This is a genomic window from Moraxella canis, assembly GCF_034424565.1.
In the GTDB taxonomy this organism is placed as follows: Bacteria; Pseudomonadota; Gammaproteobacteria; order Pseudomonadales; family Moraxellaceae; genus Moraxella; species Moraxella canis.
Genome location: NZ_CP139961.1, coordinates 1,008,686 through 1,032,196, shown reverse-complemented (window position 1 = coordinate 1,032,196; position 23,511 = coordinate 1,008,686). Strand labels below are relative to the sequence as shown.

Genomic DNA, 23,511 nt, shown 5'->3' with positions numbered 1-23,511 from the left:
TTTTGGGGCCATAGCTCAGTTGGTAGAGCGCCTGCCTTGCACGCAGGAGGTCAGGAGTTCGACTCTCCTTGGCTCCACCACTAAACATCAAAGCATACATAAGCAATTTAAATAAGATTTCTTATTTATGCTTTTATTTTATAAACTGACGAAGTTTATAACATTATTTAACAACATAGTATGAGTCTGGGTTAATTATTATCCAACGTAATAATTAACCAGGGTGATTGTACCCAATACAATCACCCAAAGTAAAGAGAACTGAATCAAGCGTAAACATAGGTAAATCGTTACACATTACCCATAAGACCCCTTGGGGTTGTATGGTCAAGTAATGAAGTGCACATGGTGGATGCCTTGGCAGTCAGAGGCGATGAAAGACGTGATAGCCTGCGATAAGCGTCGGTGAGGTGGCAATATCCTGTGACCCGGCGATTTCTGAATGGGGAAACCCACCTAAGATAACTTAGGTATCATAATTTATTTTATGAGGCGAACCGGGAGAAGTGAAACATCTCAGTACCCCGAGGAAAAGACATCAATAGAGATTCCCCAAGTAGCGGCGAGCGAACGGGGAGGAGCCGATCAATTTTACAGTAGCAAAATGGCGTGGGAAAGCCAACCGTAGTAGGTGATAGTCCTGTATGCGAAACTGTTTAAGCGACATATTAAGTAGGGCGGAACACGAGAAATTCTGTCTGAAGATGGGGGGACCATCCTCCAAGGCTAAATACTCCTGACTGACCGATAGTGAACCAGTACCGTGAGGGAAAGGCGAAAAGAACCCCTGTTAGGGGAGTGAAATAGAACCTGAAACCGTGTGCATACAAGCAGTCGGAGCGGATTTATTCCGTGACGGCGTACCTTTTGTATAATGGGTCAGCGACTTATATTCTGTAGCAAGGTTAACCATCTAGGGGAGCCGTAGGGAAACCGAGTCTTAATAGGGCGCATAGTTGCAGGGTATAGACCCGAAACCGAGTGATCTATCCATGAGCAGGTTGAAAGTGCCGTAACAGGCACCGGAGGACCGAACCCACTGTCGTTGAAAAGCCAGGGGATGACTTGTGGATAGGGGTGAAAGGCTAATCAAACTCGGTGATAGCTGGTTCTCCCCGAAAGCTATTTAGGTAGCGCCTCGGACGAACACCATTGGGGGTAGAGCACTGTTTCGGCTAGGGGGTCATCCCGACTTACCAAACCGATGCAAACTCCGAATACCGATGAGTGATATCCGGGAGACAGACGGCGGGTGCTAACGTCCGTCGTCAAGAGGGAAACAACCCAGACCGCCAGCTAAGGCCCCAAATTCCTAGTTAAGTGGGAAACGATGTGGGAAGGCACAGACAGCTAGGATGTTGGCTTAGAAGCAGCCATCATTTAAAGAAAGCGTAATAGCTCACTAGTCGAGTCGGCCTGCGCGGAAGATGTAACGGGGCTCAAACTAGGAGCCGAAGCTGCGGATTTAATTGTTTCAATTAAGTGGTAGGGGAGCGTTGTGTAAGCCTGTGAAGGTGCACTGTAAGGTGTGCTGGAGGTATCACAAGAGCGAATGCTGACGTGAGTAACGACAAAACGGGTGAAAAGCCCGTTCGCCGGAAGACCAAGGGTTCCAGTCCAACGTTAATCGGGGCTGGGTGAGTCGACCCCTAAGGCGAGGCCGAAAGGCGTAGTCGATGGGAAATCGGTTAATATTCCGATACTTGTTTATGATGCGATGGAGGGACGGAGAAGGTTATGCCAGCCTGGCGATGGTTGTCCAGGTGGAAGGATGTAGTTAGACTGAGTAGGCAAATCCGCTCGGTTATTAATGAGATCTGATAGCAAGCTGATTGATCAGCGAAGTGGCAAATACCATGCTTCCAGGAAAAGCTTCTAAGCATAGTCATAAATGAATCGTACCCGAAACCGACACAGGTGGTCAGGTAGAGAATACCAAGGCGCTTGAGAGAACTCTGCTGAAGGAACTAGGCAAAATGGTACCGTAACTTCGGGAGAAGGTACGCTCCTGTTTGTGAAATCCTCGCGATGTAAGCGAATGGGAGTCGCAGATACCAGGCTGCTGCAACTGTTTATTAAAAACACAGCACTCTGCAAACACGAAAGTGGACGTATAGGGTGTGATGCCTGCCCGGTGCTGGAAGGTTAATTGATGGGGTTAGCGTATGCGAAGCTCTTGATCGAAGCCCCAGTAAACGGCGGCCGTAACTATAACGGTCCTAAGGTAGCGAAATTCCTTGTCGGGTAAGTTCCGACCTGCACGAATGGCATAATGATGGCAGCGCTGTCTCCAGCAGAGACTCAGTGAAATCGAAATCGCAGTGAAGATGCTGTGTACCCGCGGCTAGACGGAAAGACCCCGTGAACCTTTACTACAGCTTTACATTGAACTTTGACCTAACTTGTGTAGGATAGGTGGGAGGCTTTGAAGTGGCGACGCCAGTTGCCATGGAGCCATCCTTGAAATACCACCCTGGTTATGTTGGGGTTCTAACTTGAGATTAACAGATCTAAGGACAATGTATGGTGGGTAGTTTGACTGGGGCGGTCTCCTCCTAAAGAGTAACGGAGGAGTACGAAGGTGCGCTCAGAACGGTCGGAAATCGTTCAAAGAGTATAAAGGCAAAAGCGCGCTTAACTGCGAGACCCACAAGTCGAGCAGGTACGAAAGTAGGTCTTAGTGATCCGGTGGTTCTGTATGGAAGGGCCATCGCTCAACGGATAAAAGGTACTCTGGGGATAACAGGCTGATACCGCCCAAGAGTTCATATCGACGGCGGTGTTTGGCACCTCGATGTCGGCTCATCTCATCCTGGGGCTGAAGCAGGTCCCAAGGGTATGGCTGTTCGCCATTTAAAGAGGTACGCGAGCTGGGTTTAGAACGTCGTGAGACAGTTCGGTCCCTATCTACCGTGGGCGTTGGAAATTTGAGAGGATCTGCTCCTAGTACGAGAGGACCAGAGTGGACGAACCTCTGGTGTTCCGGTTGTTTCGCCAGAAGCATTGCCGGGTAGCTACGTTCGGATGGGATAACCGCTGAAAGCATCTAAGCGGGAAGCCCACCTCAAGATGAGATTTCCCTAAAGAGCCGTTGTAGACGACGACGTTGATAGGTTGGGTGTGGAAGCACAGCGATGTGTGTAGCTAACCAATACTAATTGCTCGTTTGGCTTGACCATACAACACCCAAGTGGTTTTACCCACTGACAGTGTTGTGTGTAAAGTGTAAGATTTTACCTTAGCTTGATTTAAGTCAAACCATCACAAATGATGATCTTGAAACCAAACTATAACAGACTCATACCGCGTTGTTAATCCTTTTACGCTGACGACAATAGCAAGATGGAACCACCTGATCCCTTCCCGAACTCAGAAGTGAAACGTCTTAGCGCCGATGGTAGTGTGGTTCGCCCATGTGAGAGTAGGTCATCGTCAGCACCCTTATTCAATCCCCCTTGCATTGGAAGATGTGAGGGGGTTTTGTTTGGGGGGTGAAAGGAGTGATGAGAGATGCCTAAAATAGTTTTATATATAGCAGTTGTGTTTCTAGTATTGGCGGTGTTGCCACTACCTTATGGCTATTACACCTTATTGCGTTTGATCGCATTTGGTGTTTTTGCTTGGGTAGCCTACATTAGCTTTGAAAGGCATGATAAAATTTTGCCTTGGATTTTTGTAATATTGGCTTTGGTATATAATCCGATCATTAAAGTTTATTTTCCAAAAGAAATTTGGACAGTAATAAATTTATTATCAGCAGCTTTTTAGTATTGAATCAAAGAAAGTTGTTAGAGTAATTCTGTCATCATCCTTATCTTTAAGTTGGCTATACATTTCCATTACTTAATTACCACTATAAACTTACTGAAGCTTACATAAGTTTTTCTTATAATTTTCATTCAAATTTCAGTTATTAATTTGTCCCTAATTTTTTTTTAATTTGAGAATGCTTATGAAAATTCATACGACAGCTGCCAGACGTCCTTCATGGCGTGGTATTTTTGCAGGGCTTTTGATGGGTCTTGTTGTGTCAATGACAATGCTTGCTTTGGGCTTGGTTTTAAGCTCATTTTTATCTTTGGACCTACGCGGTGCAGGTATTGCGGCAGGTATCTATGCTGCTGTTACGGCTTTATTAAGTGCTTTTGTTGCCGGGTTTTTTGCAGTCAAAGCTTCTGCTCCTGAAGCATTATTCGGTGATGGCACTGATATTTTGCCAAGAGATGCGGCTTTAACAGGCATATTAACCGCTGCCGCCATTGTGGTGATTAGCTCTATTTTTGCCATGAATAGCGTAACAGGTATCATGAGAACTGCAGGTAATGCGGTTGGCACGACTGCAAGCGCCATCGGAGGTGCAGCGGGTGCGGTTACATCGACTGCGGCAACCGTGGCGGGTATTGGTACCAGCGCAGCAGGTGCAGCTAATACAGATGGTAATGATATGGCTACTAAGGCACAAGAGCTTTATCAAAAAGCCACAGGCAATATCAGTCGTCAGGATATCGAAGCTTGGGTGGCTAAGAATAATGACACATTTAATCAAGCTCAAATTACTGCAACGGTGAATGTGCTTGAAGATATGCTCAATGAAACCAAAGCAGATCTTGGCGAAATGGACTTTGGCAGTATTGATACTTGGAAAAATATTGATGAATATGCCAAGCAGCGTGCTGATGAAGTACAGACCACATTGACCAGTGATGAGTTGATCCGTCGCCTTCAAGCTGAAGGCTTGAGTGAAGCGCAAGCATTGGAAGTGCGTGAAGAGGCGACCGCGTCTTATCATGAGTATCGTGCCCAAACTGAGCAAGCCATTGCTGATGCTAAGGTCAGTGTAGAACAGACCTTGCAAAGTGCCGAAGATACTGCACGTAAGGCGGCGCTTTACTCAGGTTTGTTTTGGTTAATCAGCACCTTATTGACTTTTGTAGCAAGTGTTACTGGTGCAAAAACTGCTGCAGCCAACTACCGCTTAGCAGCCCCTATGATCTCTCGTGAACGTGATCATCAGTAATGTGATCTGATTCATTAAGCTTAAAATCTGCCACAAAGTTGGCAGATTTTTTATTGACGTAGATTTAAACAAGATTTAAGGATCTGTGAGCTGTATTAAAGTTAACTGCGTCAATGATGTGATATCGTCGGTGGCATGTCGCTTCTTCAGGCGATGATCACCCAGCCTTTGACGGCGTTTGGCAAGCAAAACCAAGATTTTATGCTTATCACTGTCACTTAGACGATACCAATTTTGCCGCTCGCTGCGTTTACGCAGGCAGCCGATACAATATCCCTTTTTATTCATCTGACACACCCCGATGCAGGGATTGTCAATACGAAACAGTTCAGCTTGTAACATGATTGGCGTGGAATTAAGTTATCCCAAAATGAGCATAGCAAATATGGCAAGATTTGATACTATAATGGCATCTTAACACTTGCGTTATTTTGTAATATAAACAGTATTTCATCAATTTGCAATAATTCAAAGATCACCGAAGGAAAATTATGAAGTTAATTTATCTACACGGACTAGATAGCGACAGTAATGCAATAAAGGCGCAAATCACGCAAGCCTATTGCCAAGCCAATCATCCAGATATCGAAGTGGTTCGACCCAATCTTAATCGTGCGCCTGATGAAGTGGTCACGCTCTTACAATCGCTCATCACGGATGCTCAAAATACCGTCCTAATCGGCTCATCACTGGGTGGATATTTTGCCAATTTACTGTCTGATTTGACGGGTGTACCTGCGGTGCTACTCAATCCTAGTATTCGACCCGATATCAGTTTTCGCCGATTCTTGGATCAAAACTTCCATGGACATGCGTTATCTGATGAGACGGTGATTTATACAACAACGGGCGGTTGGCAGATCGCTTATGGCGATTTGGCGTGGTTTGAGCAGCATCGACTTGCTGCCAAAAACCCTGATCTGATCAAAGTGCTGCTTAAGATGGGTGATGAGCTCTTGGATGCGCAGGCGACTTATGATTTTTATGATCAAAAAGGCGTGCAAGTATTGGCGCAAGCAGGCGGCGATCATCGCATCAGTGATTATGAAGCGCAAGTGGCAACAGTCATCGACTGGGTCATCCAGCTGCATCAAGATAACCGATTCATATGAATTGCTCAAACCGATATTGAAAACATTTGTGTATTTAAACTTAGTGGATTAAGATAAAGCATAAGATTTGACTTCTAAAATACAGCATCTTTGATATAAATCATCACAGTGAACAAAATTTAAAGCCATTTCCCAAACTCATAGCTTTGGTGTACAATGGCTTATATTTTTATCTATAAAATTTATGAGTACATATAATTCACAAAAATTAGAAGTCTTAGAAGGTTTGGAGCCTGTTCGCCGTCGCCCAGGCATGTACACCGATACCACACGCCCCAATCATCTTGCCCAAGAGGTGATCGATAACTCGGTGGATGAAGCTTTGGCGGGGTTTGCTCGTCATATCATCGTCACCCTGCATAAGGATGGATCGTTGTCTGTTGAGGATGATGGGCGCGGGATGCCGACCGATATTCACCCTGAATTTAATCAATCAGGCGTTGAGCTGATTTTGACGCGCCTGCATGCTGGCGGTAAATTTAGCACCGAAAACTATCAAGTCTCTGGCGGTCTGCATGGCGTAGGTATCAGTGTGGTCAATGCGCTGTCCACACGCGTTGAAGTGACGGTGTGGCGTGATGGACTGATGCATACGATGGCATTTGAACGCGGCGAGCCTGTGACACCGTTGATTGCTGATAAGTCAGCCAATAAAAAAAAGCGCGGTACCAAAGTGCAATTTTGGGTGGATGGACAGTATTTTGATACGCCAAAATTTTCAATCAAAACCCTTAAGCATAATTTAAAAGCCAAAGCGGTATTAGCAGCAGGCTTACACATTGATTTTATCAGTGAAATTGAGCCAAATGACAGCGAAAGCTGGCAATTCACCGATGGCGTGGTGCAATATCTGACCGAGCAGCTTGAGGGCCTAGCCACTTTGCCCGAAGAGCCATTTTACTTTAGCCAAGAGCCTGCCAAAGGCGAGCGCGGTGGGGCGACTTTTGCGCTGTCGTGGCTTGCTGAGGGCGGCACACCGATTACCGAAAGCTATGTCAATCTCATCCCGACCGCTCAAGGCGGCACGCATGTCAATGGCTTGCGCACGGGTGTGCTTGAGGCACTGCGTGAATTTTGTGACATTCACAATTTGTTACCACGTCAAGTGAAGCTGTCTGGAGAAGATGTTTGGGATGGTGTCAACTACATTTTGTCGCTGAAATTTGTTGAGCCGCAGTTTAGCGGACAGACCAAAGAGCGCCTATCAAGCCGCGAAGCGGCGCCACTGGTTCAGACTTTGGCTAAAGATGCGTTTAGTCTTTGGCTAAATCAGCATCCAGATCATGCCAAAGCCATTGCTGAGCTTGCCATTTCCAAAGCCACCAAACGCCTAGCGACCGCGCAAAAAGTCGCGCGCAAAAAAGTCACGCAAGGACCTGCACTGCCAGGTAAGCTGTGGGATTGCCGCGGTGGGTTAAAAGAAGGCTCAGAGCTATTTTTGGTGGAAGGTCAGTCAGCAGGCGGTTCAGCAAAGCAAGCGCGTGACAATTCATTTCAGGCGATTTTACCTTTGCGCGGTAAAATTTTAAATGCTTGGGAGGTGTCATCGGACACTGTATTGTCCAGCCAAGAAATTCACGACATCGCCATCGCCATCGGCGTCGATCCTGCATCAGATGATCTATCGGAGCTTCGCTATGATAAAATCTGTATTTTGGCGGATGCCGATTCGGACGGTCTGCACATCGCGACGCTGATTTGTGCGCTGTTTGTGAAGCATTTCCCTGCGCTGATCGAGGCAGGTCATCTGTATGTGGCGGTGCCGCCTTTGTATCGCATTGATGCCGGCAAAGAAGTGTATTATGCGCTGGATAATGAAGAGCTTGACCAAGTGCTTGCAAGGCTTGGCAATAAAAAACCGCAAATCACACGCTTCAAAGGGCTGGGCGAGATGAATCCCAGTCAGCTGCGCGAGACGACCATGAATCCTGATACGCGTAAATTGGTTCGCTTGGATTTGGATGATGCCGCAAACACAAACAGTATCATGGATATGCTGCTTGCCAAAAAACGCTCGGCAGACCGAAAGCACTGGCTACAGACCAAAGGAGATTTGGCGGATATCTCAGTATAAGCCCATACCCAAAGCTCTTCGGCGATCAAGGGCGAAGCAGCCGCCAAGCTTGCCCGGTGTTGATGAGTCTGGTTTTGCCATCAGCAGACAGATAGCCGCCTTTGACCGCTTCTAGTACGATGCTTTGGGGTGAGTTGCCGATAAAGACTTCAGCAAATTGACGATCTTCTGAAAGTCGCACATAAACCATCTTACTGTCGGCATTCATAAAGGCAATATGCGCCTCTGTTGATGGCTGCACGCAGTGATGTGTTAAAAGTGACTGACGGTAGCCATCCTTGGCGCATGGTGATGGGCTTTGACCGCTTAGATGTTTGGCGCTTTGACAAGCCATCAAAAAAGTAGCAGCGCACACTACCCCTAAAATCCCAAAAGTGCGTATATTTAGCATCTCTTAAACATCCAAATCATTAAGGCTGCCAATTAATAAAGTTTGATAGCAGCTTTAGACCGGCTCGGTGGCTTTTTTCGGGATGAAATTGAGTGATGAATAAATTATCCTGAATGACGCTTGAGCAAAATTTCTGACCATAAGTGGTATGCGCCAAAATCAGCTGATCATTTGGCACAGGGTCGCAATAGTAGCTGTGCGTGAAATAAAAATACTCATGATTGCAGCCTTGCCATAGCATATGATCGGTATCTGCATCGACACGATTCCAGCCAACATGCGGTATTTTAATCGGCTCATCATGTTGCATCCATGCATCATCAAATCTGCGCACCGTGCCAGGAATGATGCCCAAACAAGGTACATTGCCTTCTTCTGAGACATCAAACATCGCTTGCATGCCCACACAGATCGCCATGACAGGTTTGGTGTTCAAAGCTTCTTTAACGGCGGTATCAATGCCGTGTTCAGCCATGTGTGCCATCGCATCACGCATCGCACCTACGCCTGGCAGTAGTATTTTATCTGCTTTTTGGATATCGTCAGCTCGATCGGTGGTGATGACATCAGCACCTGCCACTTTGAGCGCATTGGCGACCGAATATAGATTACCAACGCCATAATCAAGTAACGCAACTTTCGTCATAACAACCCCTTAGAGCATGTCTTTGGTGGAAGGTAGCTGATCTTTGGCGCGGTCATCATACTCAACCGCCATCCGAAGCGCACGCGCCAAAGCTTTAAAGACACTTTCAATTTGGTGATGGCTGTTTTTGCCTTTGAGATTATCAATGTGTAAGGTGATGAAGGCGTGATTGACCAGCCCATAAAAAAACTCAGAGAACAAATCAACATCCATCGAGCCTATGTGTGAGCGTGTGAATGGCACATCCATATGCAGACCAGGACGACCAGAGATGTCTACCACCACGCGAGATAAGCTTTCGTCAAGCGGCGCATAAAAATGCCCATAACGGCGAATGCCTTTTTTGTCGCCCAAGGCTTGTTTGAGCGCTTGACCGATGGCGATGCCGACATCTTCAACACTGTGATGGTCATCGATGTGGGTATCGCCCACACATTTGACATCCAGATCAATGAGTCCGTGACGCTTGATTTGGTCAAGCATATGGTCAAGAAACGGCACACCTGTATCAAGCACGCCTTGACCACTGCCATCTAGATTGATGCTGACACTGATTTGGGTTTCGGCGGTATTTCTGGTGATGCTGGCGCTGCGAGTCATAATAATCCCTTGAAAATGAAAAGATGCAAACAAATCAACACTCTATTCTTGCACAAAAGCCCATGCTTGCCAATAGGATTGGCTCAAAAAAGCGACTTTTACCGAATTTTAAGATAAATTTTTGCAAAAACTTTGAGGGATTGGGTGGTAGATTATCTTTTTGCCCCCATTTTCAAGTATAATAGTTTGATTAACATAATATTGTAATTACCACTGAGATAAGAAAAATTATGGCACGATTACCAATTTTGGCATATCCTGATCCCCGCCTACGCACTATTGCAGCACCTGTGACGGTCTTTGATGATTCGCTAAAGACCTTGATTGAGGATATGTTTGAGACGATGTATGACGCACATGGCATTGGGCTTGCGGCGACGCAGGTTGATCGCCATGTGCAGCTGATTGTGATGGACTTAGCCAAAGAAGATGAAGCGCCAGCACCTCAGGTATTTATCAACCCTAAAGTGACGCCACTGGTGGAGGAGCTTTTGCCTTATCAAGAAGGCTGTCTGTCAGTGCCTGAGGTCTATGACACCGTTGAGCGACCTCGCCGTGTACGCATTGAGGCACTCGATAAGGACGGTCAGCCGTTTGAGATGGAGGCAGAAGGGCTGTTGGCGGTGTGTATTCAGCATGAGATGGATCACTTGAACGGTAAATTGTTTGTGGATTATTTATCTACACTCAAACAAAGCCGTGCTCGCGATAAAGTCAAAAAAGTACTCAAAGCGCGTGAGAAAACCAATTAAACAGCGCGCTGATGTTCAATGTGCGTTATGGCGGTGTGACGGCTTTGGCGGCTAACATAAGACAATTAAGATTTGCTAACTGGATGATTTATGCTCACTTCTTTGACTTTAGAAAATTTGGCACTCATTGAGCAAAAAGAAATCAGCTTTGATGCGCGGTTTAATGTCATCACAGGTGAGACAGGCGCGGGCAAATCGCTGATCTTGGATGCCTTGTCGCTATGCGCAGGCGAGCGTGCCGATAGCGGCATGGTTCGTCATGGCTGCGAAGAAGCCAGCGTGTTTGGGGAATTTGATGTCGCCAATAACGAACACGTGGCGGCGTGGTTTGAGGAGCATGACAGAAGTCTTGATGATGATATTCTGCTAATTCGCCGAAAAATCAGCGCACAAGGACGCTCAAAGTCTTGGATCAATGGCGTGCCAGCCAGCATCAGTGAGCTTAAAAGCCTCGGTGCAATTTTGGTTAATATTCACTCGCAGCACGCAGGACTTGAGCTGCTCAAGCCGCAATTTGTCGTAGATTGGCTGGATCGCATCGGCGAGCTTGGCGATCTAAAATCAGCAACCAAGACCGCTTTTCATCACTATCAAACCCTAAAAAAACAAGCCGATGACGCACGCAGCCAGTCAGCTCAGCGAGCGGATCGGATGGCGCTTTTGTCAGCCAAGCTTGCCGACATTGAGCCGCTGCTTTTGGTGAATTTTGAGGAGATTGAGGCAGAATACGACGAGCTGTCCAATCTTGAAACTCTCATGCGTGAAGCCTTAGAGGCGGCGGTGCAGCTTGATAATGATGACGATGCCCCATCGGTGCTAAGCCTGCTTGGGCGGGCGATGCGGATTTGTGATAATAATGCTCAAGCCAGCAAAACATTTGGAGAGTGCAGTCAGCTGCTTGCGCTCGCCCAAGAGCAGATCATAGATGCCGCCGCTAAGCTCACTGATTATGCAGAGCGCGAGCTGCCTGATGAGGCGCGCCTTGATGAGCTAAACGGCTTATTAAGCCTTGCGCATCGCTTATCAAGCAAATACCACACGCCCATCACCGAGCTGATCGCTGACGCAGCGGATTGGCAAGATGAGCTGAATATGCTAAGCAGCCTGCCTGATAATGACACCATGGATGCCAAGGTATTAGAGGCTTATCAAGCTTATCTTGCGGCGGCAGATAAGCTTGATCAGGCACGCATCCAAATCGCCCCTGATGTGTGTGAGCGGCTTGAGGCACGGCTTTTGCCTTTGGCGCTGCCAAATGCGCGCTGCGAGTTTGCGTTTAATGAAAAATCTGCTGAACACTACACCGCCCAAGGCAAATACGACATTGCGCTACTATTTAGCGCCAATGTGGGCATGCCTCTTCAGCCCTTGCATAAAGTGGCATCAGGCGGCGAGTTGTCGCGTATGGCGCTGGTCATGCAGGTGATGGCGGCAGGCGACGGCGCAGGCGCGCACCCAACGCTTGTGTTTGATGAGGTGGATGTGGGTATCAGCGGTGGGACAGCCCAAGTGGTTGGTGAGCTTTTGCGCACGTTGGGTAAGCACCAGCAGCTACTTGCCATCACCCACCAAGCCCAAGTCGCTGCTGCTGCACATCGTCACATCTTGGTGCACAAAGAGCACGGCGAACACACCAAAAGCCAGATGCAAGTCATCACCGATGAGGCACAAATTGATGAGTTGGCGCGAATGTCAGGCGGCGTGAATATCACCGAGGCGACGCGCGCTCATGTCAAAAGCCTCTTGGCAGACATTCGTCATGCCGATGAGCTGACCGCCAATATCTCTGCCGATGAGATGGCTCAAAGAGGCAAGGATACATGACAAATCCCCAAAAACTGATCCATCATTTTTTGATCCCAAGTCCGCAGATGACCGATGAAAGATTTATGGATGCTGTCATTTATATCTGTCGCCACACCAAAGAAGGTGCGTGGGGATTTATCATTAATCAGCCCCTGCCAAATAGCGTGGGCGGTCTTTTGACCGAGCTTGAGGTGCCAGTCACCGCAAGCGCCATGCAGGTACCTGCCATGAATGGCGGACCTGTGCGTCCTGAGGCGGGGTTTATTTTGCACACAGGGCAGCCAGTTTATAAATCCTCTTTTGCCATCTCTGAAAATGTCTGCTTGACGACCAGCAAGGATATCTTAGAGCAGCTGTCTTATGATGGCTTGAAGTATTATTTATTATGCATGGGCTATTGTAATTGGGGTAAAGGTCAGCTGGATGCCGAAGTGGCTGCTGGCGATTGGTATGTCTGCCCTGCAGATTTGCCGACTTTGTTTTCGACGCCATTTGAAGACAGGCTTAAGGCTTGTTATGACAAACTTGGCATCGATCTTGATAAGCTTACAACCATGATTGGACACGCCTAATGACAAGCGAAACCTTGACACTTGCCCTAGATTATGGGGTCAAAAAAATGGGCATGGCGCTGGGCAACAGCATCACCTGTGACGCACGCCCGTTTGATATTTTGGCGATGAATAATGGGCAGCCTGATTGGGATAATCTGCTTGGCATCATTGAACATTGGGGCATTGATAAAGTGTTGGTGGGGCTGCCACTAAATATGGATGGCAGCGAGTCGATGCTCACCAAGCGCGCTCATAAGTTTGCGCGGCGATTGGCGCATCGGCTGGGCGAGCGTCGTCAGGCGGTTTCGGTGTTTATTTATGATGAGCGTCTCAGCTCAAAAGAAGCCAAGATGATCGCGCTTGATCACGGCTGGATTGCTTCACCGTCTGAACCGATTGATGACATTGCTGCCTGTTTATTGCTTGACAGCTATTATCATGCGCCTAACCATGCCATCTATGTCAGCGAGCGCAAAGACTCGCATAAGGACTGAGTTTGTCAGGAAACACTATGCAGCACCACGCTTTGATCGCTCATCAATTTGACCAAGCCATTCGCCAAGCGAACCTAAGTGTCCGTTTGGGCTTTGGGGCGATTTTATGCTTTTGTCTTTTTGGGACTTTGGCAAGCTTGCCTGCGCTCAAAGACAGCTCATGGATTTATTATGCGTTTCATTATTTGCCGTACGCACTCATCGCCATCACCATCCCCATCAGCCTGTATCATAGCTTTTTATTGAGGCGTTATCGGGTGATGGACGGCTCAATTTTGGCAGTGATTTTGGCAACTGGGATAGCACTGCTTGGATTTGCTGCGGTGTGGGGATTGAGCGTTGGCGCAGATACGGTGTTTTTTATGGCGCTGTTTTTGGCGATGATCGCTTGGTTTGGGATGCCGTTTTTGTTTCGGGTTAATCTCAAAAAATTCGCCAGTTTTTTGGAAGAAAAATCTTCAAAAGCACCCTAAACAGCCCATTTAAACTGCCCCAATCCAAAGACTGACCATGCAGATCATAGCTTTGCTAACTGTAGCTTTAGGTCAAGCAGTTAAAATTTATCCAAAACCAGAGTAAAAGACGACCATGACCACCATTGATCACACCTTAGACACCAAAGGGCTGATTTGTCCTGAACCTGTCATGATGCTTCATAAGACCATGCGCCAAGCCCTAGGTGGCGAGCACATTGAGATTTTGGCAACCGATCCTGCCACGACGCGTGATATTCCCAACTTTTGTCGTCATTTGGGGCATACGCTGGTCGATCAAGAAACGCTTGATGATGGCAGTTATCGCTACTTGGTTCAAAAAAAGCAAGTATAAAGCTCAGTGATTTTATCAATCCATGGCAAAATCTACCACACCCCGAGCCGATAGCGCGGTGATCTATGATGATGACCCAGAGTATCTGAGCCAATTTCGTGCAGCGATGCTGGCGCGCGGTCTGTCCACAGCCACCAGAAATGCGTACAGTCAAGATGTGCGCTTGTGCATTCGCTTATCAGACACCCCAGTGAGCTTGTGGCAGTCATCAGATGTGCGCGACCACTTGATGCGCCTAAAAGATGCCAATAAATCCGAGCGCTCCATCGCACGCGCTTTGGCAAGCCTGCGCCAGTTTTTTCTATGGCAAATTGAGTCAGGTCATCGAGAGGATAATCCTTGTGAATCCATCAAAACGCCCAAGCTTGGCAAAGCGTTACCCAAAACGCTCTCCGAGCAAGAAGTCACCGCGCTACTAGACGCGCCAGATGTCTCAGGCGTGCGAGGTCTGAGAGATAAAGCCATGCTTGAGGTTTTATATGCTTGCGGTTTGCGTGTCAGTGAGCTGACGAGCTTATCGCTTGAGCAGCTCAATCTGAATGCAGGCTGGCTGTCAGTGACTGGTAAGGGCAACAAAATGCGCCTGATCCCCTTGGGTGAATATGCCTTGTCTGCGCTCAATGACTATTTGGCTGTGCGTGGCAGTCTATTGATTGGCAAAAAAGACTGTCAAGCGGTGTTTTTGACTGAGCAAGGCGGCTACATGACGCGGCATAATTTTTGGCATTTGATCAAAAAATATGCCCTGATGGCGGGCATCAGCACCGCGATCTCACCGCACACGCTGCGCCATGCGTTTGCCACGCATTTGGTGAATCACGGTGCTGATTTGCGCAGCGTTCAGCTGTTATTGGGTCATAGCGACCTGTCCACCACGCAGATTTATACACATGTGGCGACCACAAGGCTACAAAATCTCCATGCCGAACACCATCCCCGAGGCTGATATTGTCACGACGCTGACGCTAGATGCAAAGACATTTATTTCCCATCAAATAAAATACAACTGTAAACTATAAATTCGCTGTAAATCATGCTAAGATAAAACGATCATAACTGAACTTAAGATGGATATGCCATGACACAGCCAGCAAAAACCAAGCCTGCTTATTTTGAAAAACCGGACGAGTCGCGCGTTGTGATTACAGGAATGGGGGCTTTAACCCCGATCGGAAACAGTTTGGATGACATTTGGGATAACCTCACCCAAGGCGTAAGTGGTATCACACGACTTGATGGCTTTGAGGATAAATCGGTCGCGATTGATGAATTTCGGTCTCAGATTGCCGGATTGGTCAAAAACTTTAATGCCAAAGACTACCTAAACCCCAAAGAAGCGCGCCGCTTTGATACGTTTATGCATTATGCGCAAGTGGTATCGGCGATGGCGCTGCATCATGCAGGCTTGATTGATGATATCAAAGGCGACGTCCTACCTGTCAATGTCGATGGTGAGCGCTTTGGGGTGGTGATGGGCTCAGGTATCGGTGGGATTCAGACGATCGAAGCAAGCCGCGACACGCTCAAGGAGCACGGCGCCAAAAAAGTATCGCCATTCATCATCCCTGGGGCGATCGTCAATATGCCAGCCGGGCTCATTGCCATGCGTCATCAATTAAAGGGCGCTAATCTTGCGACGGCGACCGCCTGTACGACATCTACCCATGCCATTGGACTCGGCGCGCGGCTGATCGCTTATGGCGACTGTGATGCGGTATTGGTCGGCGGCAGTGAAAAAGCCTCAACACCGCTTGGGTTGTCAGGCTTTGGGGCGATGCATGCACTTTCAACGCGTAATGATGAGCCGACGCGCGCCAGCCGACCCTTTGATAAAGACCGCGATGGCTTTGTGCTTGGCGATGGGGCAGGCGCGCTGGTGCTTGAAAGTTTGGCGCACGCCAAAGCACGCGGTGCTACCATTTTGGCAGAGTTGGTCGGATTTGGGATGAGTGATGATGCCAATCACATCACCAGCCCATCGACAGGCGGAGAGGGGGCGGCTCGTGCGATGGCAGCTGCGTTGGCTGATGCAGGCGTCAGCGCCGATCAGGTCGGTTATATTAATGCACATGGCACCAGCACACCCCAAGGTGATATTGCTGAAAGCCAAGCGATCGAGCGGCTATTTGGTCAAGATATTTTGGTGAGCTCAACCAAATCCATGACAGGGCATCTGCTTGGGGCTGCAGGGGCGATTGAAGCAATTTTTACCATCCTTGCACTCCAAAATCAGATTTTGCCGCCGACCATTAATTTGGATCACCAAGATGAAGCGTGCCGGCTGGATTACATCCCCCATACTGCGCGCCGTGTTGATGGGGTGGAATTTGCTTTATCAAACAGCTTTGGCTTTGGTGGGACTAACGGCTCGCTGTTATTCCGCCGATGGCAAGAATGATACTTGCTTTTGTAGTCACCTCAAGCAGATGCGCTTGGGGTTTTTTGTATTTAAGATAAAATCGTGGATGCAATGGTAAATGCGTGTCAATTTCACTATAATGGCACAATTACTCATTGACCTATTATCAATTCATTTGGATCACTCATGTCGAATCATGCCACGACACCGACGCCCAAGATGAGCACGACTGCCAAAACCTCATTATTGCTATTGATTGTTGGGCTGATTTTTGCGGCGGCGAACATGCGCTCGCCTTTGGTGATGATCGGCTCAATCGCGCCCATGCTGTCTGATGATTTTGGGTTGTCAGCGGCGCAGATTGGTTACCTTGGCGCGATGCCGATGCCGTTATTTGCGTTTGGCTCATTGATGGCGGCGGTACTGGCTAGAAAATTTGGGCTTGAGCGGATGATGATTGGCATGACGCTTTTGTTGGCGTTAGGGGTCGCGATGCGAAACTGGTTTGGGGTGATGGAGCTGTATGTTGGCACGCTGATTTTGTCATTTGCCATTGGGATGCTAAACGCGCTGACTGCCCCATTTATCAAGCAGTACGCCCCTGATAATATTTCGCTTGCCACAGGGGTGTTTAGTTTGAGTATGTCCACCTTGGCAGGCTTTGGTGCTTGGGTGGTGGTGCCGCTTGCCAATGATCTGGGTTGGCGGCTTGCGATGAGTGGCTGGGCGATCTTTGGTGTGGTCGCAGCGCTGGTGTGGTGGCAAATATATCGCCAAAGCCAGCCAAGTCTGCCCATGGCAGCGCCTGATTTGCCTGTGGCTGATACGCCCATCCGTCCACCCATCTTGATCAACCCTTGGCAAAAAAAAGCCGCTTGGCAGATGGCGGTGCTGCTTGGGCTTCAGTCGTTTTTATTTTATACCTTGGCAAGCTTTTTACCGTCCATTGGCATGGGCTTTGGGGCGACGCTGGATGAAGCAACGCGCTTGGCACTGGTGTTTCAGCTGATGGCGCCACCTGCCATCATACTGCTGACTTGGCTGATGCGCCGTGGTGCGTCTGCGCGAGCGTTTGCGTTGGCAGGCTGTCTGATGAATGCTGCTGGTGCTTTTGGGCTTTTGCTGATGCCTAGCTTGATGATGCTTTGGTCGGCACTGATGGGTTTTGGCTGTGCGCTGATTTTTACCTTAAGTCTGATGATGTTTTCTTTACGCACCTCAAGCACCGAAACCGCGCGCGATTTATCAAGCATGGTGCAAGCGGTGGGTTATAGTATCGCTTTGTTTGGTCCTTTGGTGATTGGCAAATTATATGAACATCAAGGCGATTGGCAGCTGCCCTTGACGGTGATGGCAGCGCTTATGCTGATCAATATCCCATTTGGGGTGTGGGCAGCCAGCGAAACCAAGATCGATCAGTGAGTCATTTGGCAAAACTTTGCAAAAAGTTAACAGCTGTTTTATAATCAAATAAACTGTGGTGATATTTTTAAGTAATCGACATTAAATATCAGCATCTTGGCTAAGCAAAAGCTTGGGATGACCATTCAATGACGCCACATGCCAATTCTTTAAAAGTGCTCAATGATTGCTTGCAGAATTTGAGCGGTGCAGTGCGTTATGATTCGATGAAAAGGGGTGAATATGGGATTGCAGCCATGGCATTGGGCGGTGATCGGAATGCTATTGATGATGGGCGAGATGTTTGTGCCAAGCTTCACCATGCTTTGGTTTGGGGTGGCAGCCATCATCACAGCCTTGATCGCTTGGTTGATGCCGATGGGCCTGTTGAGCCAAGTGGTCATTTGGCTAAGCTTGTCTATTGTGGCGTGCGTTTTGTGGTTTAAGCTCATACAGCCGCGGATTAAGATGCGAACCAAGGCAGGGCTAGGCGGCTCAGTGATCATCGGTGAGATCGGCATGATCATCTCGCCTGTGATGACAAATGGCGTGGGCGTGGTCAGATTTTCTGTGCCCAAAGTAGGCGCTGCCGAATGGGCGTGCCGCACGCTTGACGGTCATCCCATCGAAGTCGGCACGCGTGTGATCGTCACTGCCGTGATGGGTAATGAGCTGATTGTCATACCAAAATAACGCCAAATTTATTTTTACATAATAACAGGGGAAGCTATGGAATTTACAATCATTGTTTTGGCGCTCATCGCCTTGGTGGTATTCACCATCTATAAAGGCGTAAAAATGGTGTCGCAAGGCGAAAAGTGGATCATTCAGCGCTTGGGTAAATATCACCAAACGCTTGAACCAGGTCTGAATTTTATCATTCCTTATGTGGATAATGTGGCTTACAAAGTCACCACCAAAGACATCGTGCTTGATATTCCAAGCCAAGAAGTCATCACGCGTGATAACGTGGTTATCATCGCCAATGCGGTAGCATACATTAACATCGTGCAGCCTGAGCACGCGGTCTACGGCATCGAAAACTATGAGCATGGCATCCGTAACTTGGTACAAACCTCGCTGCGCTCCATCATCGGTGAGATGGATTTGGATGCAGCGCTATCAAGCCGAGATCAAATCAAAGCGCAGCTCAAGCATGCCATCAGTGATGACATCTCTGACTGGGGAATCACCCTAAAAACGGTAGAAATCCAAGACATCAAGCCATCAGCGACCATGCAGCTGGCTATGGAAGAACAAGCCGCCGCCGAGCGCCAGCGCCGCGCCACCGTCACCCGCGCTGATGGTCAAAAACAAGCCGCTATCTTAGAAGCAGATGGTCGCCTAGAAGCCTCTCGCCGTGATGCTGAAGCTCAAGTGGTACTTGCACGCGGCTCTGAAGAGTCGATCCGCCTGATCTCACAAGCGATGGATGGCAAAGACATGCCTGTGGTGTACCTACTGGGCGAGCAGTACATCAAAGCCATGAATGAGATGGCAAAATCCAATAACGCCAAAATGGTGGTGCTGCCTGCTGACATTCTAAATACAGTCAAAGGCTTGGTAGGTGATAAATTTAAAGTCTAAGACAAGCTTGATCAAATCATAAAAATAGCCACTAGAATCTGAGTGGCTATTTTGATGGCTAAGATGGATCAATGGTCGGCAGCGATTGCACCTTGACTGTGTAGATAGTCGATGATTTCTTTGATTTTTTGAGTTAGAAGATCGGCATCACCGCGCGCCTCGACATTCAGACGGATCAAAGGCTCGGTATTGCTTGAGCGCAAATTAAACCGCCAATCCCCAAAATCCAGGCTCAGCCCATCTAAGGTGTTTTTTTGGGGGCTGTGGTCAGCGTATTTTTGCTCCAAGCCTTGGCTGATGGCAGCAGCATCAGTTTCACCCAGTCTAAAATTAAGCTCACCTGAACTTGGAAAATCTTGAATATAATCATCCACCAGCTCTGCCAAAGACTTGCCCGTCACCGACAATAGCTCAATCAGCAGCAGCCAGGGAATCATGCCGCTGTCACAATAAAAAAAGTCTTTAAAATAATGGTGCGCTGACATCTCGCCGCCATAAATCGCCTGCGTCTCGCGCATCACTTGCTTGATGAACGAATGCCCTGATTTACTTAGGGCAGGCACGCCTTGCATCTTTTCGATGACATTTTGGGTATTATAAATTACACGCGGATCATAGACGATGGTCTGCCCGGGATGTTTTTGTAAAAATGCAGCCGCCAGCATCCCGACCACATAACTGCCATCAATAAAGCGTCCATTGGCATCAAATAAAAAACAGCGGTCAAAATCGCCATCAAATGCCACGCCAAAATCCGCGCCCGTGCTTAGCACCGCGTCACGGGTGGCGGCTTGATTGGCGATGATCATGGGGTTTGGAATGCCATTTGGAAAGCTGCCATCAGGCTGATGATGCACTTTGATCAGCTCAATGGGTGAGCTTGCCAAGCGCTCCTCAAGAGCATCGACCACAGGACCTGCCGAGCCATTGCCGCTATTGACCACGATTTTTTTGGGGATGAACTTGGTGATATCCACAAAGCTCATCAGCTTATCGACATAAGCGGTTTTATCGGGGTTTTGGGTGATGCTGCCTTTTTGGCTTTCAATAAAATCGCCGCTTTCAGCCAATGCACGTACTTCGATCAGTCCCGTATCGGCGCTGATGGGGCGCGAGTTTTCACGCACCATTTTTAAGCCATTATAATTGATGGGGTTGTGGCTTGCGGTCACCTCGATGCCACCGATGGCTTGATAATGACTGGTCGCAAAATACACCTCTTCGGTGCCTGTCATCCCAAGGTCAATGACATCCACGCCTGCATCGGTGATACCTTCGATGGCGGCGATTTTGAGCGCATGGCTTGAAGGTCTGATGTCTGAGCCGATGACGATGGCGGGGCGCTCGGTGGTGTTTTGGGATTTTAGGATTTGGGCAAAGGCGCGAGCGATGCGATAGCTGATATGCTCATCAAGCGTCACATCCAGCTCACCGCGCACATCATACGCCTTAAAACATGAAATGGTGATGGGAGAAAATGTTGTCACAATCGGTGTCCTTAAATCAGATAATATACTCAGTTTAATTGTATCATGGTTTTTAAGAAATGATAATCTGCGCTTATTCGACAAATCACAAAATGGCATAAAGACTTGGTTAAATGGCATAATAATTTGCGTACTCGTTCATACCAAAAACCTTAAAAATTTGTTATAGTGAAAGACATCAAAACTACATCGAAATCGGAGAGTGGGTATGAAAATTGCAAAAAACATCACACAGCTGATCGGCGGTACGCCTTTGGTTGAGCTGACGCAGTTGACGCAGGGGTTGGGCGCTCGCGTGGTGGCGAAGCTTGAGTATTTTAATCCTGCAAGCTCGGTCAAGGATCGCATTGCCCTTGCGATGATTGACGATGCCGAAAAGTCAGGGCTTTTGACCAAAGACACCACCATCGTCGAGGCGACCAGTGGGAACACAGGTATTGGACTTGCGATGGTGGCAGCAGCGCGTGGCTACCGTTTGGTGATCACGATGCCTGAGAGCATGAGCCTTGAGCGCCGTGCGCTGCTTCGTGCTTATGGTGCCGAGCTTGTACTGACGCCAGCTGCTGAAGGGATGGGCGGCGCCATCGCCAAAGCCAATGAGCTTGCTGCCCAAGATGGCTACTTTATGCCGCGTCAATTTGACAATTTGGCCAACCCACAAGTACACCGTGATACCACTGCCGAAGAGATTTGGGCGGACACAGACGGTCAGGTGGATATTTTTGTGTCAGGCGTGGGCACGGGCGGCACAGTCACAGGCGTCGGTGAAGCGCTCAAAGCCAAAAAAGAAGACATTCAAGTTGTCGCGGTCGAGCCACTGGCATCACCTGTCTTATCAGGCGGCGAAAAAGGTCCGCACCCGATTCAAGGCATCGGCGCAGGATTTATCCCATCTGTGCTTAATACCGACATCTATGATGAAGTCATCAAAGTGGCGAATGAAGATGCTTTTGGTGTGGCGCGCGATATGGCAGCCAAAGAAGGCTTGCTTGTTGGCATCTCATCAGGCGCGGCAGTGTCGGCGGCGCTTGAATTGGCAGCACGCGAAGAAAACGCAGGCAAGCTTATCGTCGTTATCATCCCTTCATCCGGTGAGCGCTACTTGTCAACAGCGTTATTTGCTGATTTGGCGCAATGATCATCTTTTTAAATTGACCAAACTCTCCTTGTTGTTATAATAACAAGGAGAGTTTTTTTGGAGGGCTTATGACGCCAACCGCCAATTTTGATGATTTACTTGCCCTGATGGCAAAACTTCGCAGCGATTGCCCTTGGGATGCCAAGCAAACCAACGCATCGTTACAAAAATATGCCATCGAAGAGGTGTATGAGCTCATCGAAGCCATTCAGACCGACGATGGCTCGGCATTTGCCACAGAGCAGCTCAAAGGTGAGTTGGGCGATGTGCTATTGCAGGTGGTTTTTCATGCGCACCTGTATCAAGAGGCGGGGCGTTTTGATATGTCAGAAGTGATCTTGGCGCTCCAAGATAAGCTGATCCGCCGCCATCCGCATGTTTTTGATCAAGAAAACTTAAAAACCGATGCTGATGTCAAACGGCGATGGGATGAGATCAAAGCCCAAGAAAAAGCCCATTTGGCGGCTTTGGGTCAGCCCACACGGCTTTTGTCCGATGTCAAGGCAGGCAGCGCGCTCATGCAATCTCAGCACCTGCAAGACAAAGCGGCAAGCGTTGGTTTTGATTGGGCAAATTTACAAGGCGTGCTTGATAAGCTCAAAGAAGAGCTTGATGAACTTGATGAGCTTTTGCCGACAGGCGAGTTTAATTATAAATCAGATAAGCTTAATAAAGAACAAAAACAAAAACTGTCTGATGAGCTTGGGGATGTGTTGTTTGTTTTGACCAATTTGGCGCGCCATTTGGACATTGATAGCGAGATGGCGCTACAAGGCGCTGCAGGGAAATTTCGCCGCCGCTTTGCATTTGTTGAGCAGTCGCTGATGGATCAAGGCAGATCGTTTGAGGACAGTGATCTGGCAGAAATGGATCGCTATTGGGAGATGGCAAAGGCAAATGAAACTTAACGCTTGGTCGCCCATCGCTTTATTGCTTGGCGGTCTTTTGTGTGTAGGCTTGGGATATGCCAACGAAGCCAAACAGTGCTATGCTGATGCCCAAAGCGCCTACCAAGCGCTGATGAGCACCCAAAAACCCAAACCCTTAAATATCAATACCGCAAGCCAAGCTGACTTTGTAAGCTTAGTAGGTGTGGGGCATAAGACCGCCCAAGCCATTGTGGACTATCGAAGTGAGCACGGCAAATTTGGCTCTGTTGAAGATCTGATGAATGTCAAAGGCGTTGGACCTGCCATTTTAAATAAGAACCGTCACCGCTTAAGCGTGGCAAATTAATCTTGAGCGATCACTGCTCATTAATCAAG

At 48.2% G+C, this 23,511-nt stretch carries 23 protein-coding genes, 1 tRNA gene and 2 rRNA genes; 21 read left to right on the top strand and 5 right to left on the bottom strand.

Going from position 1 to position 23,511, the window contains the following annotated elements; translation table 11 throughout:
- The first annotated feature begins 4 nt into the window (after positions 1-4).
- The 5 genes from U0021_RS04665 to U0021_RS04645 all read left to right on the top strand — a co-directional run bounded on the left by U0021_RS04665 (position 5) and on the right by U0021_RS04645 (position 5,017).
- A tRNA-Ala gene (locus U0021_RS04665) sits at positions 5-80 on the top strand.
- 245 nt (positions 81-325) lie between these two features.
- Positions 326-3,179 (top strand): 23S ribosomal RNA (locus U0021_RS04660).
- Positions 3,180-3,324: 145 nt separating this feature from the next.
- Positions 3,325-3,438: ribosomal RNA gene (gene rrf, locus U0021_RS04655) — 5S ribosomal RNA — on the top strand.
- A gap of 72 nt (positions 3,439-3,510) precedes the next feature.
- Positions 3,511-3,768 carry a DUF6804 family protein gene (locus U0021_RS04650; protein WP_114800613.1) on the top strand — a complete coding sequence of 86 codons (258 nt, stop codon included), beginning with the start codon at positions 3,511-3,513 and terminating at the stop codon, positions 3,766-3,768.
- Between the two features lie 184 nt (positions 3,769-3,952).
- Positions 3,953-5,017 (top strand): hypothetical protein, encoded by a 1,065-nt coding sequence (locus U0021_RS04645; protein WP_114800612.1) that lies wholly within the window; start codon positions 3,953-3,955, stop codon positions 5,015-5,017.
- Between the two features lie 75 nt (positions 5,018-5,092).
- Here the strand turns inward: U0021_RS04645 and U0021_RS04640 are convergent, their stop codons facing one another.
- A complete protein-coding gene (locus U0021_RS04640) occupies positions 5,093-5,362 on the bottom strand; it encodes a DUF1289 domain-containing protein (RefSeq protein WP_407666584.1) in 270 nt (89 codons plus the stop codon).
- A gap of 146 nt (positions 5,363-5,508) precedes the next feature.
- On the opposite strand from U0021_RS04640, the gene U0021_RS04635 reads away from it, so the two are divergent.
- The gene (locus tag U0021_RS04635; protein WP_114800610.1) at positions 5,509-6,129 is read left to right on the top strand and encodes a YqiA/YcfP family alpha/beta fold hydrolase; all 621 of its coding nucleotides are present in this window, start codon (positions 5,509-5,511) and stop codon (positions 6,127-6,129) included.
- Positions 6,130-6,313: 184 nt separating this feature from the next.
- On the top strand, positions 6,314-8,203 hold the full coding sequence (gene parE, locus U0021_RS04630; protein WP_114800609.1) for a DNA topoisomerase IV subunit B: 1,890 nt from the start codon (positions 6,314-6,316) through the stop codon (positions 8,201-8,203).
- A gap of 25 nt (positions 8,204-8,228) precedes the next feature.
- On the opposite strand, the gene U0021_RS04625 is transcribed toward parE, so the two are convergent.
- The 3 genes from U0021_RS04625 to hisB are packed head-to-tail and all read right to left on the bottom strand — an operon-like array spanning position 8,229 to position 9,840.
- Positions 8,229-8,594, bottom strand: coding sequence for a hypothetical protein (locus U0021_RS04625; RefSeq protein WP_114800608.1), 366 nt, complete (start codon positions 8,592-8,594; stop codon positions 8,229-8,231).
- 19 nt (positions 8,595-8,613) lie between these two features.
- Positions 8,614-9,240, bottom strand: a complete 627-nt coding sequence (gene hisH / locus U0021_RS04620) for an imidazole glycerol phosphate synthase subunit HisH (RefSeq protein WP_114800607.1) — start codon at positions 9,238-9,240, stop codon at positions 8,614-8,616.
- Positions 9,241-9,249: 9 nt separating this feature from the next.
- Complete coding sequence (hisB, locus tag U0021_RS04615; protein WP_049235602.1) at positions 9,250-9,840, bottom strand: imidazoleglycerol-phosphate dehydratase HisB; 591 nt, start codon at positions 9,838-9,840, stop codon at positions 9,250-9,252.
- Positions 9,841-10,070: 230 nt separating this feature from the next.
- Here hisB and def point away from each other — a divergent pair, with 230 nt between their 5' ends.
- The 11 genes from def to U0021_RS04560 all read left to right on the top strand — a co-directional run bounded on the left by def (position 10,071) and on the right by U0021_RS04560 (position 19,621).
- The gene (def, locus tag U0021_RS04610; RefSeq protein ID WP_114800606.1) at positions 10,071-10,592 is read left to right on the top strand and encodes a peptide deformylase; all 522 of its coding nucleotides are present in this window, start codon (positions 10,071-10,073) and stop codon (positions 10,590-10,592) included.
- A 90-nt stretch (positions 10,593-10,682) separates the two neighbouring features.
- On the top strand, positions 10,683-12,416 hold the full coding sequence (recN, locus tag U0021_RS04605; protein WP_114800605.1) for a DNA repair protein RecN: 1,734 nt from the start codon (positions 10,683-10,685) through the stop codon (positions 12,414-12,416).
- Positions 12,413-12,970, top strand: coding sequence for a YqgE/AlgH family protein (locus U0021_RS04600; RefSeq protein ID WP_114800604.1), 558 nt, complete (start codon positions 12,413-12,415; stop codon positions 12,968-12,970). The genes recN and U0021_RS04600 overlap by 4 nt, the downstream gene beginning before the upstream one ends.
- A complete protein-coding gene (gene ruvX, locus U0021_RS04595) occupies positions 12,970-13,446 on the top strand; it encodes a Holliday junction resolvase RuvX (protein WP_049235606.1) in 477 nt (158 codons plus the stop codon). Before U0021_RS04600 ends, ruvX begins: the two co-directional genes overlap by 1 nt.
- A 17-nt stretch (positions 13,447-13,463) precedes the next feature.
- Entirely contained in the window at positions 13,464-13,919 is a 456-nt protein-coding gene (locus U0021_RS04590; RefSeq protein ID WP_114800603.1) for a hypothetical protein, read from the top strand.
- 115 nt (positions 13,920-14,034) lie between these two features.
- Positions 14,035-14,274: a sulfurtransferase TusA gene (gene tusA, locus U0021_RS04585; protein ID WP_114800602.1), complete on the top strand. Its 240-nt coding sequence runs from the start codon at positions 14,035-14,037 to the stop codon at positions 14,272-14,274.
- A gap of 22 nt (positions 14,275-14,296) precedes the next feature.
- Positions 14,297-15,220, top strand: coding sequence for a site-specific tyrosine recombinase XerD (xerD, locus tag U0021_RS04580; protein WP_049235609.1), 924 nt, complete (start codon positions 14,297-14,299; stop codon positions 15,218-15,220).
- A 132-nt stretch (positions 15,221-15,352) separates the two neighbouring features.
- Complete coding sequence (gene fabF, locus U0021_RS04575) at positions 15,353-16,672, top strand: beta-ketoacyl-ACP synthase II (RefSeq protein ID WP_114800601.1); 1,320 nt, start codon at positions 15,353-15,355, stop codon at positions 16,670-16,672.
- Between the two features lie 147 nt (positions 16,673-16,819).
- Entirely contained in the window at positions 16,820-18,055 is a 1,236-nt protein-coding gene (locus U0021_RS04570; protein WP_114800600.1) for an MFS transporter, read from the top strand.
- Between the two features lie 222 nt (positions 18,056-18,277).
- Positions 18,278-18,727, top strand: coding sequence for an NfeD family protein (locus U0021_RS04565; RefSeq protein WP_114800599.1), 450 nt, complete (start codon positions 18,278-18,280; stop codon positions 18,725-18,727).
- 36 nt (positions 18,728-18,763) lie between these two features.
- Entirely contained in the window at positions 18,764-19,621 is an 858-nt protein-coding gene (locus tag U0021_RS04560) for an SPFH domain-containing protein (RefSeq protein ID WP_078255965.1), read from the top strand.
- A gap of 68 nt (positions 19,622-19,689) precedes the next feature.
- Here the strand turns inward: U0021_RS04560 and U0021_RS04555 are convergent, their stop codons facing one another.
- Positions 19,690-21,108, bottom strand: a complete 1,419-nt coding sequence (locus tag U0021_RS04555) for a phosphohexomutase domain-containing protein (protein WP_227538709.1) — start codon at positions 21,106-21,108, stop codon at positions 19,690-19,692.
- A 208-nt stretch (positions 21,109-21,316) separates the two neighbouring features.
- On the opposite strand from U0021_RS04555, the gene cysK reads away from it, so the two are divergent.
- The 3 genes from cysK (at position 21,317) to U0021_RS04540 (ending at position 23,482) form a co-directional block, all read left to right on the top strand.
- The gene (gene cysK / locus U0021_RS04550) at positions 21,317-22,246 is read left to right on the top strand and encodes a cysteine synthase A (RefSeq protein WP_078255967.1); all 930 of its coding nucleotides are present in this window, start codon (positions 21,317-21,319) and stop codon (positions 22,244-22,246) included.
- A 68-nt stretch (positions 22,247-22,314) separates the two neighbouring features.
- A complete protein-coding gene (mazG, locus tag U0021_RS04545) occupies positions 22,315-23,154 on the top strand; it encodes a nucleoside triphosphate pyrophosphohydrolase (RefSeq protein WP_114800598.1) in 840 nt (279 codons plus the stop codon).
- On the top strand, positions 23,144-23,482 hold the full coding sequence (locus U0021_RS04540) for a ComEA family DNA-binding protein (RefSeq protein WP_114800597.1): 339 nt from the start codon (positions 23,144-23,146) through the stop codon (positions 23,480-23,482). Before mazG ends, U0021_RS04540 begins: the two co-directional genes overlap by 11 nt.
- Positions 23,483-23,511 lie beyond the last annotated feature (29 nt).